Source organism: Streptomyces sp. NPDC048111 (assembly GCF_043202815.1).
Classification (GTDB): Bacteria; Actinomycetota; Actinomycetes; order Streptomycetales; family Streptomycetaceae; genus Streptomyces.
Window position 1 is genome coordinate 87406 of the sequence record NZ_JBIDBD010000019.1, and the last position, 18410, is coordinate 105815.

At 69.4% G+C, this 18410-nt stretch carries 12 protein-coding genes; 6 read left to right on the plus strand and 6 right to left on the minus strand.

Annotated features, from left to right (window positions below):
• Positions 1-252 precede the first annotated feature (252 nt).
• The 3 genes from ACGF3I_RS25570 to ACGF3I_RS25580 form a co-directional block, all read right to left on the minus strand.
• Positions 253-423: a hypothetical protein gene (locus tag ACGF3I_RS25570; protein ID WP_393135802.1), complete on the minus strand. Its 171-nt coding sequence runs from the start codon at positions 421-423 to the stop codon at positions 253-255.
• A gap of 2196 nt (positions 424-2619) precedes the next feature.
• Complete coding sequence (locus ACGF3I_RS25575; RefSeq protein WP_393135804.1) at positions 2620-3633, minus strand: IclR family transcriptional regulator C-terminal domain-containing protein; 1014 nt, start codon at positions 3631-3633, stop codon at positions 2620-2622.
• Between the two features lie 676 nt (positions 3634-4309).
• Positions 4310-4921 (minus strand): RNA polymerase sigma factor, encoded by a 612-nt coding sequence (locus ACGF3I_RS25580; RefSeq protein ID WP_393135806.1) that lies wholly within the window; start codon positions 4919-4921, stop codon positions 4310-4312.
• A gap of 545 nt (positions 4922-5466) precedes the next feature.
• On the opposite strand from ACGF3I_RS25580, the gene ACGF3I_RS25585 reads away from it, so the two are divergent.
• From ACGF3I_RS25585 to ACGF3I_RS25595, 3 genes are read left to right on the plus strand one after another with little or no spacing between them, the layout of a single operon-like run.
• Positions 5467-6066 carry a DNA-binding protein gene (locus ACGF3I_RS25585; protein ID WP_393135808.1) on the plus strand — a complete coding sequence of 200 codons (600 nt, stop codon included), beginning with the start codon at positions 5467-5469 and terminating at the stop codon, positions 6064-6066.
• A gap of 22 nt (positions 6067-6088) precedes the next feature.
• Positions 6089-8266, plus strand: a complete 2178-nt coding sequence (locus ACGF3I_RS25590) for a hypothetical protein (RefSeq protein WP_393135810.1) — start codon at positions 6089-6091, stop codon at positions 8264-8266.
• On the plus strand, positions 8266-8985 hold the full coding sequence (locus ACGF3I_RS25595) for a helix-turn-helix domain containing protein (protein WP_393135812.1): 720 nt from the start codon (positions 8266-8268) through the stop codon (positions 8983-8985). The genes ACGF3I_RS25590 and ACGF3I_RS25595 overlap by 1 nt, the downstream gene beginning before the upstream one ends.
• Positions 8986-9181: 196 nt before the next feature.
• Here ACGF3I_RS25595 and ACGF3I_RS25600 read toward each other — a convergent pair whose 3' ends face one another.
• Entirely contained in the window at positions 9182-10231 is a 1050-nt protein-coding gene (locus tag ACGF3I_RS25600; RefSeq protein ID WP_393135814.1) for a hypothetical protein, read from the minus strand.
• A 183-nt stretch (positions 10232-10414) separates the two neighbouring features.
• Between ACGF3I_RS25600 and ACGF3I_RS25605 the strand changes: the two genes are divergently transcribed.
• Together ACGF3I_RS25605 and ACGF3I_RS25610 are read left to right on the plus strand one after the other, a co-directional pair.
• Complete coding sequence (locus ACGF3I_RS25605; RefSeq protein WP_362465523.1) at positions 10415-10678, plus strand: helix-turn-helix transcriptional regulator; 264 nt, start codon at positions 10415-10417, stop codon at positions 10676-10678.
• Between the two features lie 518 nt (positions 10679-11196).
• Entirely contained in the window at positions 11197-12765 is a 1569-nt protein-coding gene (locus ACGF3I_RS25610; protein WP_393135816.1) for a UvrD-helicase domain-containing protein, read from the plus strand.
• A 164-nt stretch (positions 12766-12929) separates the two neighbouring features.
• Here the strand turns inward: ACGF3I_RS25610 and ACGF3I_RS25615 are convergent, their stop codons facing one another.
• A complete protein-coding gene (locus tag ACGF3I_RS25615; RefSeq protein ID WP_393135818.1) occupies positions 12930-16112 on the minus strand; it encodes an AAA family ATPase in 3183 nt (1060 codons plus the stop codon).
• Positions 16109-17395 carry an exonuclease SbcCD subunit D gene (locus tag ACGF3I_RS25620; RefSeq protein WP_393135820.1) on the minus strand — a complete coding sequence of 429 codons (1287 nt, stop codon included), beginning with the start codon at positions 17393-17395 and terminating at the stop codon, positions 16109-16111. Before ACGF3I_RS25620 ends, ACGF3I_RS25615 begins: the two co-directional genes overlap by 4 nt.
• A gap of 134 nt (positions 17396-17529) precedes the next feature.
• Here ACGF3I_RS25620 and ACGF3I_RS25625 point away from each other — a divergent pair, with 134 nt between their 5' ends.
• Positions 17530-18390, plus strand: coding sequence for a hypothetical protein (locus tag ACGF3I_RS25625; RefSeq protein ID WP_393135822.1), 861 nt, complete (start codon positions 17530-17532; stop codon positions 18388-18390).
• Positions 18391-18410 lie beyond the last annotated feature (20 nt).

Below are 18410 nucleotides of genomic sequence, written 5' to 3' on the forward strand. Positions count from 1 at the left end.
GGCGCTGGGCGCGCCTGCGGCAAGCCGTGTTGCAGTAGCGCCGAGGGCGTCCGGGCCCGGGGTGCTGGCGGAGCCTGCGCCCGCAAAAACCGCACCGGCCAGGACGTGTTGATGTACTCATCGGTGTCTTCTCCTCCGGCTGGCGTGGAAGCCGGGCTGTGGGCGTGCCGCTGCCGCACGGTGATAAGGCTGCGCTGCCCGCAGACGGCGGTGGGGAGGCCCGGCGCAGACGACCGGGCCTCCCGGACGGGTTCAGTCCTGGCGGATGCGCAGGTAGCGCACGGCGAAGTGACCTGTGACGGTCGCTGTGGGCAGCAGTACCGATGCCGCGACGACGGCCGCTGCCGGGTCGTGCACGGCCACTACGAGGATGACCACCACGAGGACGAGGCTCAGGGGCGCGTGGAAGTCCAGCGCGCGCACCCCACCCGTTTGTGGAAGGGCAAAGCACCGAGTGGTAAGTTCGCGAGAAGCCGAGGGGAAGTTGAAGACGCCTCGGATCGGTCGGACGGTCATTTGAATCTCCCAGCCGGGATTGTTGATTGTCCGATAGGGCCCCGTCGTGGTTGCACCCGCGCCGGGGCCCGCCGCGTCTGGCGCGCCGGACCTTTGCTTGAAGGAACCTAACTCTTCGGACCCTCCTGCGTCAGCGTATCGGCAAGATGAGCGTCCTGCCGCCACGCAAAACACTCAGTCAACTAGAGCCCTCCAGCAGCCATTTCCCCTACTTGAGAGTAGATACGCTAAAAAGCTTGCAGGGTTGATGTCGAGTGAAGACAATTCGATCAAAAACGAAAGTGAACGGTACTCAAAACTGTCCTCGCTTCACAAAGTGGCGGTGATGTGTATGGGCGTAACGACGTCGATAGTTACGTCAGTTCACCCTCAAGGGTGGTGTGAAAGGATGAACGGACTCGCCTGATCCGCTTCCCTGCACGTGCAGATGCAAAAAATTGAGGCCCTGTGACATGCAGGCGCGCGCCCCTGGTTACTCGCGCTCCGGGTAACCCGCAGGTCCGGCCGGTGCACTGCGGTGCACAATCCGCTCCAGGCGCGACACGCAAATCTGAGGACCGCAGAGCGCCTCGCAGGAATGAAGTTCGCCAGTCCCGGCCCGCTGGTTGCCCTGGAACGGGACAATGTCACGGGTACGGGCGGCCCGCCGGCCCGCTGCTTTGGTGCCGTGCACCCGGAAGGCGCGCAGGGAAACCGCCCGTCCAGTGCAGCGCCGGCAGCCGGCCCGGCGGACGGACGGGGCACACCGCAAGACAGGGGAAGCATGGCGCCACGCAGGGTCACCGAAGCCGACGCCGTCCGGGCATTCCTGGACCGGGGAGCTCGCCCCTTGGAACCATTCCCCGGTACCCAACAGCGCTGGCGTTGCCGCTGTTTGACCTGCGGAGGCATCAGCGCCCCCCGCTATAGCGACGTGGTCAACAAGGGAGGCGGCACCTGCAGCGGCACCTGCTGGTCCCACAAGATCGCCCGGACGCTGAGACGGGGCCACACCGAAGCTGCTTCGGTCATGCTCAACCAGGGATGGCTTCCCCTGGCCGACTACCCCGGCGCGGGAAAGCCATGGGTCTGCCGCTGCGCGCAGTGCGGCGCCGTCAAGACCAAGCGACTGGTCCACGTACGCAACGGCCGGGCCAGCTGTACCGCCTGCGGGGGACACGATGTCGGCGCTGCCACGGCTCGTCAGGCCATGCAGCGCGCCGGTCTGCATCCCCTTGTCGACTATCCGGGCCTCCAGGTATATCCCTGGCTTGCACGCTGCAGCCGCTGCGGCCACGTCGGCCTGCCCCCGCTTGCCGCGGTCCGTGCCCATGGCCACCAGTGCTGGTCGTGCCGTGCAGGCAGACTCGAGGCCACCGCAGAACCGAACGAACAGGAAGCTGTCGCCAGCATGCTGGCCCATGGCTTCGAACCCCTCGCCTCCTACCCGGGCCGGGCGGATGCCCCCTGGCGATCCCGCTGTGCTATCTGCGAGAGCGACCTCGACCCAAAACCGACCCTGAGCGCCGTCTGCCATCGCACAGCCCGCTGCACGACGTGCGCCCGCCGCAGCATCAATCCCACTGCGCCCGGCCGCCTCCACCTCTTGGTCCACAGGCACCTGAAGGCACTGCGCTGGGGAATCGCGAACTCCGACCACCCTCTGGGCCAGAGCGGTCACTACGGCTCTTGGTCCCTGGCTCACAGTTGGGATTTCCCTGCCGCCCAGGACGCCTGGGCGTTCGGATACCAGGTGAAGCTGTGGGTCCGTGGACAGGGACACCCGCCGGCTTCCTCGCTGGAGACGGCAGATCCTGTGCACTGGCAGGAGAGCGCCAGCCTTGACGACTTGCCCCTCGACCTGGCCGTCGCGTGGGTGGACGACCTCGTCCACCCCGTGGGCCCGGACCACTCCCGCGATACGAAACCTGCTTCCCCCGGGCGTCCTGCTCTGGTGAACAAAGACCGCTGACGTCCGCCCCCTCGAACCGCCGCCCCTCCACAGTCGGATGCAAAGCCGGGGCAGGCGGAGCCGGACGCGACGGAACGTGAGACCCGGACCGTCCGTGGACAGCGACCCGTCCGGCTTCCGGGCGCCACCAAGCCGACGCATCCGCGCCGGGATCAAGGTCCGCTGCTGACGAGATGGCGGGCACGAGGAGCAGGACTGCCCAGCAGGGGCGGCTGCACAGTGCCCGGACCAGGGAAGGTCAACTGGAGGGCCACGTTGCGGTCCGACGGGACGCGCGGCAGCCCGGCCTGATCGACCGGCACAAAGGCAGGCCCGTGCCGAACATGACCCGCCGCTCTTTCCATGCAAAGCCCGGCCGCATCGGCCTCAGCCCGCCGTGGCAGCGTGTCCGATGGGCCGGCGGCGAGCAGCAGGGACAACAACAGAGCTGTCGACCGGCTACTGAGAATATGAGCCGCTGCTGTGAGCCGCTGCGACTGGCCCACCGGCAAGGACAAGGCCACACAGCCCACATGGCCGGCAAACCCGAGAGGCACAGCGACGCACAGCTCACGGGTGGAATATTCCAGTAGGTCGAACTGGGCTGCCTGAGGCCCGTACGCGTCGAGTGCATGAAACAGCACCTTGGGATCGGTCATGGTGCGAGACGTGAGCCGCACCGCCCTGCGCCGGGAGAGATGATCCATACGCCCCTCGAAGTCAAGCTGGGCCAGCAGACTCTTGCCGACGGCACTGGCATGGGCGGAGGCACGGAAGTCGACCCACTCGTTGACCTTGGGCGTGGCCGGACCGTCGGCGCACTGGGAGATCGTCACTTCCCCGTCGGTGTAGCTGCTCACGTACACGGCCGCACCCACCGCGTCCCGCAGAGCCCCCAATGCCTGCTGGAGCGCCCGAGTGCTTTGCTGGGGCTGCTGTCTGCGGAGCACCAACAGCACCGGCCCGGCGGCGTATGCGCCGTCGGTGAGCATCTGCGCCATGCCCTGCTCGCACAGCCACAGCAGGAGCCGCTGCAGCACGCGGTGGGGCAGGCTGGTTGTCCGGGCGATCTTCTCGGCACTGACCGACCCGTCCGCGCTACCAAGAACGTCGAGCACGTCCAGCACCCGCAGCACCGACTGCCACCGCCGCGCAGGCCGGATTTCCCGCGGCATCTGCTGGACCATGTCGGTCAAGGCTGCGGGCCGCAACGCCGCCGGCGACCACCTGCTGCACCCCGGTACAGACTCCCCGGTCTTCGAACCGCTCGAACGTGGATCGGCCGTCGTGGCCCCCACGGCGGGGCGCGCCGACGGGGCAGCCATGGCCGAGCACCGGAGTGCATCCAGCATTCCGCGGACGGCCGGAGTGAACTCCGGGTCCTCCTCGACGGCGTTCTTGCGCCCGCCAAAGGGGAGGCACCCGTAGGGCAGCCGCCAGCCCTCCTCCCTCAAAAGGCACCGGGCGTCCCCATGCCCCCACAGGGCCGCATTGCGGACTGCTTCCGTGATCTCCTCGCCGCGGGAGGCGTCCACTCCCGCAGCATCAGCTCTCCCGTGCAGCACGAGCGCCAGCCGGAACGCTGCTCCCGGATGCCTGTCGGCGCACGCACGGCGCAGCCAGTTCTCCGCCCGCCTCAGATCACCCCTGCGCAAAGCCTTCGTGCCCAACCGATAACAGGAGTTGGCATGACGCAGCTCCTCTTGCCGGTCGGCACCGCCTCCCACTTGACCATGTGCCCAGTCCCCGTCAGGGCGGTCCCAGAAGTCCTTCGGCCCCCTCAGCTCAGACAGCAGGGCGGCGAGCCGGGGCGAGGCCACCGGTCCCACAGGTGTGCCGCCCCTGTTGTCATTCCTGCTCACATCACTCACCTGGTTCCTCTTCCCCACGCCGGCTCTTCTGCAGGTGCCGCGGCCGTACATGGGCTTTGACCCCGTCCATCTCGCGCAGTTCGCCGACCGCCTTGCTACTGAAGGTGCGGACCTGCTGGCGCGGGATCTGCAGGTCGGCCGCGATCATGTCCTCATCCCTGCCCTGGCTCTGCCGCTGCGCCACGACCTTGCGCTGAGTAGGTTTCATACGCGCGATGGCAGGCCGGACAATGTCCTGCAGCGGATCCACCGGCATTTCCGTCTCCCGGCCGGCCGCTTCGTTCAGCTCCGCCAGCCGCAGTAAAGTGCTCCCCTCGCACGGTCGTTCCTTGGCTCTGAACGCGTCCACCGCGAGCCGGCGCGCCGTGGTCTGCATGTAGGGGAGAGGGTCGCGGTCAGCCCCGAACCGGCCGCTGTGCCAGGCCAGCAGCGTGCGGTAGAGCGCCTCCTGGGCAATTTCCTCAATGTGGCCGAGCAGGTCGGGGAACTTGCGGCACAGCGTGCGGCTCACCTGGGTCATGCACGCCGTGTAGTTGGCCTCGAACCACTCATCCACCTCCTCGGAGGACCAAGAGGAATGGCTGGAGGAGCCTGTCTCTAGCATGAGGTGCGCCCCTTCAGGCGCGCGCCGATGCGCAGAGTGCTCCAGGCTGCCTCCGGCGCCCCGCACTCGTGCAGAAGCCGCGGTGCGGAACCCACAGGGGTGCCCCCGCCATTGCCAACCGCGGCGCAGCTCCGCCTCCTGGGCGGGCGCGCAGCACGGAACCAGGACCGCGCCGCGGCCGCGCCAGCGACGACGGCGAGGCCCTCGGTCCCCTCGGAGAGCGTCATTCAGGCTCCAGATCATTCATGGTCAGCGACAGCGCTTTCGTGTCACGCCTCTCTTACGGCGGAGCTCACGCCTAATTTCCCGCCGACCACAACTGATCGAAACTGACCCGGCAAGGACGAAAACCTGCCTGTATGGCGACGCCGCTCGGCCCGTTCCTGTCCGGCGGCGCCAGCTGACATGCGGCACGCGCCGGGACGGCGACCTGCGTGGCAGGAGCAACTCCTGATGCCGGAATCGGATATCTGATGCCGCTTGCACCCTCCACGAGTTTTGGATAGCCTCATCACATATCTGATTGCATACGGAGGGCGGGACGGATGCTCTTGACGACAGGGCAGGCGGCAGGCGAACTCGGCTGCGCCGTCACCACCTTCCGCCGCCTGGTCCACGCCGAAGTACTGCCCGATCTGAGCAGCAGGGGAAACAGGGTGATGGTGCCCTGGGACGCGGTCCAGCAGCTCCGTGACCGCCCCGCAGCCCCCCTGCACCGCCTGAAGGTTCGCGAAGTGGCAGTGCTGCGGGTCAACGTGGCCCAGCCGGTCCAGGAACCCGCACGCCAGTGGATCGGATTCTCCGCCGCGCTGGGGCCGGACGACCTCCTCAAAGCACTCCAGGGCTGGTGGCGTTGCGACCCCGAGAGTGTCGCTGCGGGTGGCGTCCTGCCCGTCACCCTGTCCGGGTACGTCGTCGCGGTCCTGACGCAAGTGCAGACCTGGGAAAGGAACCGTGGACGCTACCGGTTCCCCGACGCTGTTCTGGCCGGCTACGTCACCGACCTTGTTGGCCCCGTCACGCACCTCACGGATGGCGGATCCGGTGACCGGGCCGCCGCCGAGCTGCTGCTGGGAACCCGTCTTGTCTCACACTCGGGCGGTGCCATCGCCTATGTCCCCGCCGGTTCCTCCGCGGCCGGCTGACCTGTATCGCGCAAGGATCGTGATGGACGCCAAGACCTATACCGCCGCACTCGGTGAGCTGCGCACCCTGCGCGACGACATCAAGAAGGCGCAGGCCGCAGTCGCGAAACTGGAGGCTGAACGAGCCAAGAGGATCGCCGCGCTGGCGGCACACGGCAAGGCGAAGGCCGAACGGATCGCACCGGCCGCCGGACTGAGCCTGGCCGAAGTCGTCGCTCTCGTCCCCGCCCTCGCCCCCGATGCACTGTCCGCCACGGCCCCGCCGGCGCCCCAGGAGCAGGAGACCGCTCACGAACTGGCCCCGACAGCGCAGGAGATGGACGATGTGCCGGGCGCCCCCGCCCCGGCACTGACACCGGCCAAGGCCTCGGCCGCCGTCCCGGCCGCGCAGCCCGCCGCCGCGCAGAAGCCGTCCGCACCACCGGATGATGCCCCGGCCGCCGCGCCTGCTGCAGCTGCCACTGAAACTGCCCTGGCAGCACCCGCGCGCAGGGGCGGCCCCCGCGTTCTGCCGTCGGTACCGGATGGGCCCGAGGGGGAGCGGTGGTTCACCCACACCCCGAACCTGGCTTCCACGCACCCCAACTTCACCCAGCAGTCCCGCTCCACCGTCTTCCTGGACGCCGCAAGCGGGGTGCTGGTGCACCGCGACCGCACGCTGCAACTCGCGCTGGGCAGCGGCTCGGCGGGCGACATCCTGGACGCGGTCTTCCAGGCAGTCCCCGAAGGAGCCGAGCGGATCTACATCACGGGCGGCGACCCCTGGCACCGCGATGCGCCCCGCCACCCTTACCTGAAGGACGCGGTGGCCGCCTGGCTGAACGCCCCCGCGCCGGGCTGGCGCACCGACACCGGACGCGGCAAGGACCGTCTCGCCGGACACTTCGTCCACCCCCGCCACCCGGTCGGCCGCTACCAGCGCACCCACAGCGACGAGAGCGGGGAGGGCGGCCAGCATGTCGAACTGCGGTCGGTGGGGGAGTGGTTCGACGTGGACGGCGCTCACCCGGCCACCGTGCGCGACGCGTTCCGCCTGCTGTGGGGGGTACTGCGCTCGCACTGGCCCGACGCGGTCGTGATGGGCTCGCCCTCGCAGACCGGCCGGGACCTGTGGACCCGCACCATCCCTGCCAGGGGCCAGTACGCGGACGGCTACCCGGTCCTGTCCGAAGAGCTCCGCGGCCTCTTCCACGCCACCGCCGGACAGGGCCGCACCGAACTCATCACCCCGCCCCGCGTGCCCGAACAGCTCCCCGCGCTCGTCGAGTACGACCGCACCTTCGCCTACGCCAAACACACCTGGAAGTCCGCGGTGGGCATCCCCCGCCGCGTCACCGCCACCACCTTCGCCACCTGGTCACAGAAAGAACAGGTCAAAGCACTCTTCGGCTGCGGCCACTGGCACGTCCGCGTCACCGTCCCCGACACCTGGGACCACGTCGGGATCCTGCCCGCCCCCGCCCCCGGCGACCGCGCCTGGCACTACCCCAGCAAGCCCGGCACCACCTTCACCACCTGGGCCGGCGGCCCCGAGGTCTACACCGCACTCACCAACCCCCTCACCCCGTGGAAGATCGAAATCCTCGACGGGATCCTCTTCGACGACGGCAAACCCCTGGACGACTGGTCCAAGAAACTCAAGGACTGCTGGGCCCGCCTCACCGCCCAGGCAGCCGTACACGGCGACGAAACCCAGGCCACCGCCGCCCGCCTGGCTTCCCGCGCCGTCCGCGCCATCCTCCTGTACGGCATCGGAGCCTTCGCCCAACGCCCCCGCACCGTCACCGGCACCACCCCCCGCACCCTGGAGCGCGACGTCCCCGACGACGCCGAAATCATCGCCTTCGACGACGACACGATCACCTGGCAGCGCCCCACCGGATTCGCCCGCGACCCCCACGCCCACCCCGAATGGGCCGCCGGCATCTGGTCCTCCGCCCGCTCTGCCTTGCTGTCCCAGCGCATGCGCGAGGACGACACCTTCGTCGGCGCCCTCCACGTACCCGCGGCCAGCGTGGTCGCCTTCCGCACCGACGCCCTCTACCTCACCGCCGCCCACCCCTGGCCCTACCACGGCCAGCCCGGCGACTACCTCTACAAAGGCCACCTCACCGGCCCGCTACCCGCACCCACCACCGAAGACGACCTACTGGCCCTGCGCGACGCCGGACGCACCGCCCTCACTGCAGGGAGCCGGTAATGCCCACCCGCCGCACCAACACTCCCCGCGCGCAAAGGGAGTTGAACGAGGCAGCCCGCCTCACCGACCAACTGCAGGCAGCAGGCCTGACCAAACGGGACGTCGCCCGCATCATCGGCCGCGACCCCTCCCTGGTCTCCCAGTTCTACACCCGGCACAAGGGCGCCGCCTTCGTCCCCGCCCTCACCCACGTCCTGAACGCCGTCCACAGTGCAGGCATCACCGACACCGATGAACTCGCCGCCCTCGCAGCCCCCCACATCACCCGCCGCACCACCACCTCCGGCACCCGCGCCCGCGTGCGCACCAAAGCCGTCCTGATCACCCCCACCGGCACCGGTACCGGACGCGCCGGCCACCAGGCCATCGCCTCCGGCTCAGCCCGCCTGCGCCCCCTGATCGCCGAAGCCGCCCGCCAGCACCTGCGCCTCGCTTTCACCGTCCGCCTGCACAGGAGCGGCTACCTCCATCCCTCCGGCTCCCGCACCGACTCGCCCGGCATCCGCCGCGACGTCATCCAGCGCACCGACCACACAGAGGAGCGTTCCTACGGAGCGGCCGCCACTGGAGGCTTCGAAGCCGCCGACTTCGCCGGCCGCGTCGACGCGGCCGGCGGCGACGTCACCGCCGCCGTCCACCAATGGCTCGTGGAGACCGGCCGCATCCATTCCGACGCGCAGATCATCCATCTGGAGATCCGTACCTGGCGCCCGCGCTGAACCCGCCGCAAGGACAGTCCCAGTCCGCTGGCCGCCCGCCGCATGCGACCTCCAACCCGGCGGCATGGCCGTCCAATAGTGCCGCTGACATCCAAGTCAATGTGCCCATGGAAGAGCATGCCGAGAGAGCGTGCCGCGCGGGGCCTCCAGCCCGCCTTGGCCCGGGCAACCGCGGCGCCCGCGCTCGCGACTTTGGTCAGACCGGTCGCGGCGTCACCGCACCGAGGCAGGCAGACTTCCCCGTGGCCTGCCAATACAGATGCCCGTCTTCCCTGTTGAACGACCACGTGGCCAGCAACCCGGCATCCCGGAGCTGCAGGAGCACCCTCTCGAGGCGCTCTTCGGGCAGTGCGCAGGCGCGGCTGAGCTGCTCGATGTCGGCACGACCCTCCTGTGCCTCCCCGGGGATCATGCTCGCGCCCAGGGCCAGCATGGTCAGCCGTAGCCGGGTCGGCAGGTCACGCAGCACCGGCGCGTGGGCGGTCCGCAGGGCCCAGTCTGCGGCCTGGTGCCGGCCGGCGCGGTCGGGTGCCTGGGTCAGCACGGTGACATCCAGGAGCTGCAGCCGCTGGCTGGTGCCGGTCTGCCCCGGCAGGTGCCGCAGCCAGCACGCCTGCTCCAACTCCTTCCAGGCGCGGGCGTGATGGGAGTGCAGGCGCATGCTGCGCAGGAGTCCGGCAGTCAGGGCGGCTTGGCCGTGGCGGTCGGTGCGCAGCGCGCACTGAAGGGCGAGAAGCCGGGTGCCGGGGCTGACGGCTGGCGGGAGGGCAGACGCGAGATAGGAAAGCAGGTCACGAACCCGTTCCTGGGCGCTCGGGGTGTCTGCCGCGGTACGGCGGGAGCGGCGGGTCCTGCGCGCGGGTGGCGCGCAGGACAGGGTTTCGGGTACGACGGCGGCGTCGGGGGTGGCGCCGGCGCAGCTGGTGCAGACGTCGGCGAGCCGCCACCGGCGCCCGCCAAGCTCGCAGGCCAGGACCAGGATGACGGGACCTGAGCAGCCGCGGTGGCGCGGGTGCCAGCGGCAGCCCCGCTCGTGGCACTGGCAGGTTCTCAGGTACCGGGGGAGTGCGGCGGCCCGGGCATGCCGGGCCAGGTGGGTGAGCACGGCCGAGCGCGCTGAGACGCCGCGTTCCACGGTGGCGGGCGGTCCGCACAGCGGGCATGCGAGTTCCAGGCCGCAGGGGTGCGGGCGCAGGTCCACCGTCCAGGTGCGGGGCACCGTGGGGCGGGGTGTGCAGAGCCTCATCGGGCGGGCTGACCTTCCTTCTTGGCCGCGTACAGGCGCGGGGCCCTTGCGCGGGTGCCGGCGGGGAGCGGGCGAGGCCGCACCGTAGTGCAGACCCCTGCCCTATGGGGGATGACGTCACCTGCGCAAATAGGGCAGAGGTCTGCACTGACAGGGCAGGGGTCTGCACCTTCGGATGGTGGAGTGACGATCTTCCCGCCCGACCCCAACTTCGACGCGCTCCGCCTGGAGCTGTCGCGGCTGCGGGGCGAGCGCGGCTTCACCTACGACGAACTGGCCGACCGCAGCGGCCTGGCCAGACGCACCCTCATTGAGATCGAACAGGGCCGCACCATCGGATCCCTCAAGACCTGGCACGCCCTCGCCCACGCCTTGGACGTCCCCGTCGATCACCTTGTCGCCACACTCTGCGAGGGCCACACGCCGCCGCCCGGCACCACCGCCTGACCACCCGCGGCATCCCCGAAACCGAACCACCCGATCGTGACCCGAACGGCGAACGCCTGACCGGTCAATCGAATGCTCGTAGCAATGAATAGGGCTGTCCGGGCGACCCCAAGACCACGCACACCCAGGTACGGCGTGTCAGCTGCCATCTTCACCGCCATGCACCCCCCGCCCCGCCACCGCGACGACAGCCGCACCAGCATCGTCCTGCCCCGCGCTCCACGTGCCACCCCTGCACCGGACGCAGCCGACAGAGACACGTACGCCGAGGGCCAGCCCCTCTGCGCCTTCGCCTCCCGGCGCCGCGAGCGGACCTCCACCCGGCGTGCATCCACGCAGGCCGGTCAAAGCGCCAGCGCCCACTCGGAACAAGCCATCCACCACGAGGAATCCGGCCCCACACGCCGACGACCCCGACACCTGGACCACGCACTTCAGACCCTGCTCGACGACACCGCTCCCGAGCAGCCTGCCGCAGCTCGTGGACGCGCCCTCACCCCCACCTGCGGAGCACTGCCATGCTGAGCCCGACCGACGAACAGACCCAGGCCGCCGATGCATTTCGGGCCGGCAACCACTTGGTCCTGCAGGCCGGCGCCGGAACAGGGAAGACCACCACTCTGGCCTTGCTCGCGTCCGCCACCCAAAACCGCGGCCGCTACCTCGCCTTCAACAAGTCCATCGCCCAGGACGCCGCCACCCGCTTCCCACCGCACGTCACCTGCAAAACCGCCCACTCCCTGGCCTACGCCGCCGTCGGCCACCGCTACCGCGACCGCCTGGGCGCGCCCCGCCAAGCCAGCTGGCGGATCGGCGCCGCCCTCGGCATCACCAAGCCCCTGCGAATCGGCGACTGCGACCTATCCGCCAGAGCCCTGTCTCACGCCGTAATGAAGACCGTGACGCGGTTCTGCCAGTCCGCCGACCCCACCCTTGCCGATCACCACGTCCCCCCGCTGCGCGGTCTGGACTCTCCCGCACTACACGGCCAACTCGTTGACTACGTACTGCCGTTCGCTTTGAAGGCCTGGGCCGACCTCCAGCACCCACAGAGCGGCGTGATGCGCTTCGAACATGACCACTACCTGAAGATGTGGGCCCTGTCGCAACCGAAGATCGACGCCGACTTCCTGCTCCTGGACGAAGCCCAGGACACCAATCCCGTCGTCGAGCAGATCTTCACCGCTCAGCGCTCCCACGCCCAACTCGTCATGGTCGGTGATTCAGCCCAGGCCATCTACGGCTGGCGCGGTGCCCGCGATGTGATGACCGGCTTCGACGGCACCGCGCTCACCCTGACCCAGTCCTTCCGCTTCGGTCCGCGCCTGGCTGCCGAGGCGAACCGATGGCTGGCCATCGCCGACGCCCCCATCCGGCTCAAGGGAACCGAGTCCGTCCCCACCCGCGTTGGCGCCCTCGATGAGCCCGACGCGATTCTGTGCCGCACCAACGTCGGCGCCATGACCCAAGTCCTCACCCACATCGACGCCGGCCGACGCGTCGCCCTGGTCGGAGGCGGCGAAAGCCTGCGGGGTCTGGCTGCTGCCGCCCGCGACCTCAAAGAAGGCCGCCGCACCCACCACCCCGAACTCCTCCTCTTCAACTCCTGGGGCGACCTACAGGACTACGCCGCCCACGACCCCGCCGGCCAGGACCTGCAGCCCTTCGTCGACCTCATCGACACCCACACCCCCAACGCGCTGATCGCCGCGATCAACCGCCTCACGGACGAGAAGACCGCACAGGTCACCGTCTCCACCGCCCACAAGGCCAAAGGCCGCGAGTGGCCCGCGGTGAAGATCGCTGACGACTTCACACCGCCCAAGGACACTGACGCCCAGGACGACAACGGCCAGCCCCTGCCCGGCCCGATCGACGACGCCGAAGCCCGCCTCGCCTACGTCTCAGTCACCCGCGCCCGCACCTGCCTCGACCTTGGCGGGCTGTCCTGGATCAACCAACATCCCGACGGCGCATTCAGCGCGATTCAGATGGACGGTCGCGGGACCCTCGAAGAGGGACAGCGCGTGGTGTTTCAGATCTCGCAGGGACAGAAGGGGCTTCAGGCTGCCGAGGTACGGCTCTGAACGCCTGAAACAGGGCTGCCGTCCCGCAGCAGCGCACGGTCGATACTGCGGAGACGGTCACGGTCGAAGGCGTCGCACCCTCCGGGCACGGGCAGCGGGCGATGAAGCAGGCTCCCTACGGTGCGAGCCGTAGGACCATCCTCTCGTTCATGAAAAGGAGCACGTCATGCCAGGTCCGCGAGGTTGTGCAGATCGCCGCGGACGAGGGTGTCGCGTTCGGGCGCCGTGAGCCAGCATGCCTGGGAGCCGCGGTGGTCCTTTTCAACCCACAGCACGTCGTGCACCGTCTCGGCGACCGGGCGAAGGTGGCTGATGACGGCCAGCAGTGTGTCGGTGCCGACGTGTGCGCGCAGGACCTGCAGGGCGCTGTCGAGGGAAGCGCTATCCAGGGTGCCGAAGCCTTCGTCGAGGAAGAGGCTTTCCATGCGAGTGCCGCTTCGGCCGTGCATCTCCACCAGCGCGAGGGAGAGGGCGAGCGATGCTTGGAAGGTTTCCCCGCCGGAGAGGGTGCGTGAGCTGCGACGGGTGTGGCTGGTGAGGCTGACGATGTCGAAGTCGTCGGCGAAACCCAGCCGTCCGCCGGAGAGCTGCTGCAGCAGCTCACTGCCATGCGCGAGCAGGGCCCGGGTGCGCAGGTCGGTGAGGTGGCCGAGGAACTTCCCGTTCGTCATATGGGTGCTCACTGCCTGCCAGGCCGCTAGCTGGCGCTCGCCTGCAGCCAGTGCATCTGCCAGTCGTTCCTTGTGGGGGATCTGGGACTCGGCTTTCGCCGCGTCGCTGAGGGCGCGTTCGGCTTCGTTGCGCAGGGTGCCGGCTTGGCTGCTCAGGCCGTCCAGGAGGGTGGGGTCCAAAGGATCCGTCTCCTCGGACATCTGCAGCATTGTGGTGTTGGGGTAGGCGGCCGCCACCTCCTGGGCATGCGCAGAAAGCCGCGTGGTCAGCTCCGCCATGGCCGTGCGGGCTGCGGTGTCGTGTCCGTCCAGTGCCGCCAGCAGCAGTGTGCCGGCGGTTTCCAGGGCTGCGGCGTACTCCTCGGCAGCCGCAGGGGTGCTGGTCACGGCCGGGGGAGGCAGTACGGGGCGTGCGGACTCCTCGACCAGTGCTGCTGCGCTGCTGGCGCTGTCCGCCCAGCGCTGCAGCCGTACTTCGAGTTGATGCAGAGGGTCAGTGATCTCCCGCTGTTGGCGTTTGGCCAGTTCGCTCTGCTGGACAAGCAGCTCCTGCGCACGGCTACGCAGTTGGGTCTGCCGTCGGGCCAATTCCTGCTGGCGGCTCTGTTCGAGGCGCACTGCCTCAGCCGCGGCTGACAGATGGTCGGCGGTCGGCAGCTGCGGAGGCCGGGGCAGCTCGGTCCGTACGGGTTCAGGCATGGCGGACAGGCTTGCCAGCAGGCTGCGCTGCTCGTTCTTGAGGTGCTCGCTCCGCTTTCCCGCCTGCTCGCGAGCCTTGCCTGAGGTCCGTGTGGCTTTTTCCAGCTCCCTGCGATCCGCGCCCAGTTGGGCTTCTGCTCGTGCCAGCGCACTCCTGCCGGCGTTGGCCGCTTCCTGCAGTTGAACGGCACGGCCGCGGGCGACCTGCAGGAGGCTACCGGTCAAGGTCTCCCGCTCGGCGGCAGTTGGCTGCGCGCCGTCGGCCAGGCGGGCCAGGGCTGTCGCGACCGTGGTCTCCAACTCCTTGGCGAACGCCGCCGGTTGGGGGTGGTTGGTGCGCGAGGCGAGTTTCAGGGCCTGCTCACGCACCGTAGGAAGGGCCGCTTCGAGCTGAGTGGCGGCTTCCTTGACCTGCTGCTCGTGTTCCTGCAGGCCTCGCTGAAGCCCCTCAAGCTCGTGCGTGTGGCGGGCGTGTTCCTGCTCGGCGCTGCTCAGTGCGGCGGAGGCATTCTTCACTGCGGCCGCGGCTTGGGTGAAGGCTTCCTGGTCATGCGGCTGTGGCGGCTGGTAGTCCTCGGGCAGCGGTCGGGTGCAGACGGAGCAGCTGTCTCCCGGGCCCAGTCCATCACCGGCGGTGTGTGCCGCCTCCTGGCGCCGGATGTCGTCCAGCACGCCCTGCGCCGCGACCACTGCGGCCCGCGCCTTGTCCGGGTCACTGCCGGGAGGATCCTGCAGGAGGGCACTGAGCTTTTTGCTGGTGGCGGTGTGGCTGGCGCGCTGGTTGGCCAGTACGCCGGCTGCTTCGCCGGCGTGCCGGACGGCGGTCGTCAGCGCCTGCAGTACTTCGTCGGCGGCAGCGGCATCCTCGTCGGTGTCCTGTGCCTGTGCGCTCAGTTCGGCGACGTGTGTCTCGGCGTTCTTCAGCTCGTCGGCTTGCTGGGCCAGGGCCTCTTCCTCGGTCGTGAGCTCGGCCAGGAACTGGGCGTGCTCCGCCTGTTCCTGCGCGAGGGTGTTGAGCCGGCCGGGCATGTCCCTGAGAACCTGGGCTGCTGCTGCCAGGACGTCGGGGGCCAGTCCCGCGTCGACGGCCTTCTCCTGCTCGGCAGTGACAGCCGTGAGGCCGTCCTGGACGGCGGTCTCGGCTGTGGCGTTGGCTTCCCGCAGTTGCTGCAGTTCGTCCTGGACTTGTCGGACAGCGGCCGTGATGCGGTCGTAGTCGGTCACGCGCCGCTCGGTGAGTTCGGCTGCGGCCTTCCCACTGAGGCAGGCGTGCTGCGACGTCTGTGCGGCCTTGGTCTGCAGTCGGCGTAGTTCGGCCAGCCGGTCGTCGAGGTCTGAGGCGCCGAGGGAGGCTCGTTCGTGCCGTTGGCGGTCCGCCTGGGCCTGAGCTCCCGGGTCGGCAGGCAGCCGGGCGTCTTCCTGCCGTGCCTGGCTGATGAGGTCCTTGATCCGGCTGACGGCTCCGTCGGCGAGTTGGCGTACTCGCTGCAGCTCGTCAACGCCGAAGAGGGACTTCAGGATGCGGGTGCGATCGGCGTCACCGGCGTTGAGCAGATCGCCGAAGCGTCCTTGCGGTACCAGGACGGAGGATTTGAAGGTGATGTAGTCGATTCCCAGGAGTTCGCGGACGGCTGCGTCGACGGCGCGTGTGCCGTCGGTGTGCTTGCCGTTTGGGTCCGTCAGCCGTGCCTGGGTTCCGCGGGTGGCGTGGAAGACGCGGTGTGCCCGCCATTCCCGGCCGTCCACGCGGAACACGAGGTCGACGCTCATGGCCTGGCAGTCGTCGGAGCGCAGCTGGGCAGCCTGGTCGGTGAAGGAGCATCTGCCATACAGGGCGACGGTGATGGCTTCCAGGATGCTGGTCTTGCCCGCGCCGGTGTCACCGAGGATGCCCACGAGAGTCTTGCCGGTGAAGTCGATCTCGCAAGTGTCGGGGTAGCTGCGGACCCCGGAGAAGGTCAGGCGGACGATCTTCATGAGGTGGTCTCCGTACCGCCGTGTGCGGCGCTGGTCCAGGGGGTGGCGATGGCTTCGGCGAGCAGATGCTCGGCGGGGGAGGGGGGAAGGCCGGAGTCCGGTGTGTTCAGCAGGTCCGCGAAGGCGGCCACGACCTCGTCGGCGTGCTGCCCGGGGGTGCCGGGACCGGCGAGGTAGGCGCTGAATGCCGCAGTGACGTCGAGTTGCCCGTCGTCGGCCGCGTCGGCGCCCGACAGGACGGTGGCCCGGGTGGCCGCGCACTCTTCGTCGAAGTCCACCAATACGGCATCTGGCACCAGATCGGCGATCCGCTCTCCGAGCCGGGGGACGGGCTCGTCGGTGCGGATGACTGCTTTGAGGTAGACGCCGGTGTACTGGGCGGCAGCGGCCTCGAGTTCCTCCAGGGTGCCGTCGAAGCGGGCCAGGCGCCGTCCGGAGCGCAGTGTGTGGGGGGTGGTGAGTGTGCGCCGGCCGGGGGCCGCGTCGACGACGGTGACGCTCTTGGTCTCCTCGCTCTCGCCGAAGTCCATCTGCAGGGGACTGCCGGCGTAGCGGGCGGGCAGACGCCCGCTGCCAACGGGCTGGGGTTTGTGGATGTGTCCCAGGGCGCAGTAGGCGACCTGCGGCAGGGCGTCCGCGGCGGTGGCATACGGCTCGCGTGCCTCCCACATCCGCTCGCTGTAGGAGGGCACGGCGCTGGCCACGTACTGGTGGGCGGTGAACAGCAGCACGTCGCGGCCGGGGTGGTAACCGTCGAGCAGTCGGGCGAGCAGCCCGTCCTGTAGTTCGCGCAGGCCGGCCGCGTAGGCGCCCTCGGTAGTCCCGAAGCCGGGGAACAGATGCAGATAGCGGTTGGGGTGCACGTACGGCAGAGCGGCCAGGCGGATGCGCTCGTGCCCGTCGCGGCTGTCGAAGTCGAGCACAGTGCCCGGTTCCGTGTCGCCCCGGCTGTGCACGAAGCGCAGGCGGCCCTGGTCGGCGTCGGGCCGCAGCGTGCACACATAGGCCAGCAGGTCGAAGAGTTCGGGGGAGTCATGGTTGCCGCCCAGCACCACGGTGGGTGCGATGCGCGCGAGGCTGTCGAGGCAGCGCATCGCGCGCAGGATGTCCTTGTGCGCGGGCCGGTAGGTGTCGAACAGGTCGCCGCTGTGCACGATCAGATCGGGCTGCACGGACTCCGCTATGGCGATGATCTCGGCGAGGACGGCGTCGAACTCCTCGTCCCGGGAGCGGCGCCCCAGGGTGCGGCCCAGATGCCAGTCGGATGTGTGCAGGGCTTTCATGAACGGCTCTCCTCGGTGACGGCAGGACTGCCCGACGCCCACTGCGCAGCGGCAGTTGGCGAAGTGCCGACGACTCTACAGCAGCAATCACAGGAGAAAACTGGAAAACCTTGGAATGCGGTAGGGTGGTGGTCATGCACGAGCATCTGGACGCACTCGAACAACGCATGCATCAGCTGCAGCAGGCCATGCGGCGTGCCCAATTGGCCCGTGACAGTGACCAGGTCAAACAGCTCCGTGACGACCTGCGGCGTACCCAGCGCGCCTGGGACGCCCTCTTCGCACAGGCCGAAGAGGGCGAGGAGAGCAACGCCTCCGATGGCGGCGAGAACAGCGCTCCGGCGCAGGAGGCTCCCGCAGAGCCGCAAACCCTGCTGCCCGCACGTGAACAGGTCCACCAGGTCCTGACCCTGCTCGCCGTGCCGGCCGCCCCCAAGCTCATCAGCACCGTCCATGAAGCCTTCTTCGCCGGCGGACTGGCCCCCTCCCGGCTGACCAGCCTGCGCCGTGACGAAGAACGCTCCTACCGCAGCGCCCCCGGCGCCCGCCCCTACTACCTGTGCCCGGCGCTCACCTCCGACCTGCTCTCACCCGCGCGCGGCCTGCTCACCGTCAGCACCTGGTCTTTGGAACAGCGCATCGTCGGCCCGCTCAGCGCCCGCGTCCACTTCCTCACCAGCGCCCTGAACATCGCGGACGCCGCCGATCGCCTCGACACGGCCACCCTGCCGCTGCCCGTCCGTCAACTCCTCGTGCGCTACGCCCAGAACATCCCCGGTGCCCAGCCCGCCATACCGCACCCCGGCCCGGCCGGAGCACCCCTCGACCTGGCCCTGCTGCGCCGTGCCGCCGAGGACGAACTCACCCTCCACACTGCCAGCGACACCACCACCCGCACCCAGGCCGCCGCCCGGGCTCGCAGCCAACTCGACACCGCGGCACTGCTGTTCGGAGGATCCTTCCAGTCCGCCCGCCGCCTGCGCTCCGTCCCCTGACCGCTGCGCCCTGTCCCCGC

Coding starts and splice junctions, on each gene's coding strand:
- ACGF3I_RS25575 (WP_393135804.1), bottom strand. CDS start 3,633: ATGGTCCAGCAGATGCCGCGGGAAATCCGGCCTGCGCGGCGGTGGCAG.
- ACGF3I_RS25580 (WP_393135806.1), bottom strand. CDS start 4,921: ATGCTAGAGACAGGCTCCTCCAGCCATTCCTCTTGGTCCTCCGAGGAG.
- ACGF3I_RS25585 (WP_393135808.1), top strand. CDS start 5,467: ATGCTCTTGACGACAGGGCAGGCGGCAGGCGAACTCGGCTGCGCCGTC.
- ACGF3I_RS25590 (WP_393135810.1), top strand. CDS start 6,089: ATGGACGCCAAGACCTATACCGCCGCACTCGGTGAGCTGCGCACCCTG.
- ACGF3I_RS25595 (WP_393135812.1), top strand. CDS start 8,266: ATGCCCACCCGCCGCACCAACACTCCCCGCGCGCAAAGGGAGTTGAAC.
- ACGF3I_RS25600 (WP_393135814.1), bottom strand. CDS start 10,231: ATGAGGCTCTGCACACCCCGCCCCACGGTGCCCCGCACCTGGACGGTG.
- ACGF3I_RS25610 (WP_393135816.1), top strand. CDS start 11,197: ATGCTGAGCCCGACCGACGAACAGACCCAGGCCGCCGATGCATTTCGG.
- ACGF3I_RS25615 (WP_393135818.1), bottom strand. CDS start 16,112: ATGAAGATCGTCCGCCTGACCTTCTCCGGGGTCCGCAGCTACCCCGAC.
- ACGF3I_RS25620 (WP_393135820.1), bottom strand. CDS start 17,395: ATGAAAGCCCTGCACACATCCGACTGGCATCTGGGCCGCACCCTGGGG.
- ACGF3I_RS25625 (WP_393135822.1), top strand. CDS start 17,530: ATGCACGAGCATCTGGACGCACTCGAACAACGCATGCATCAGCTGCAG.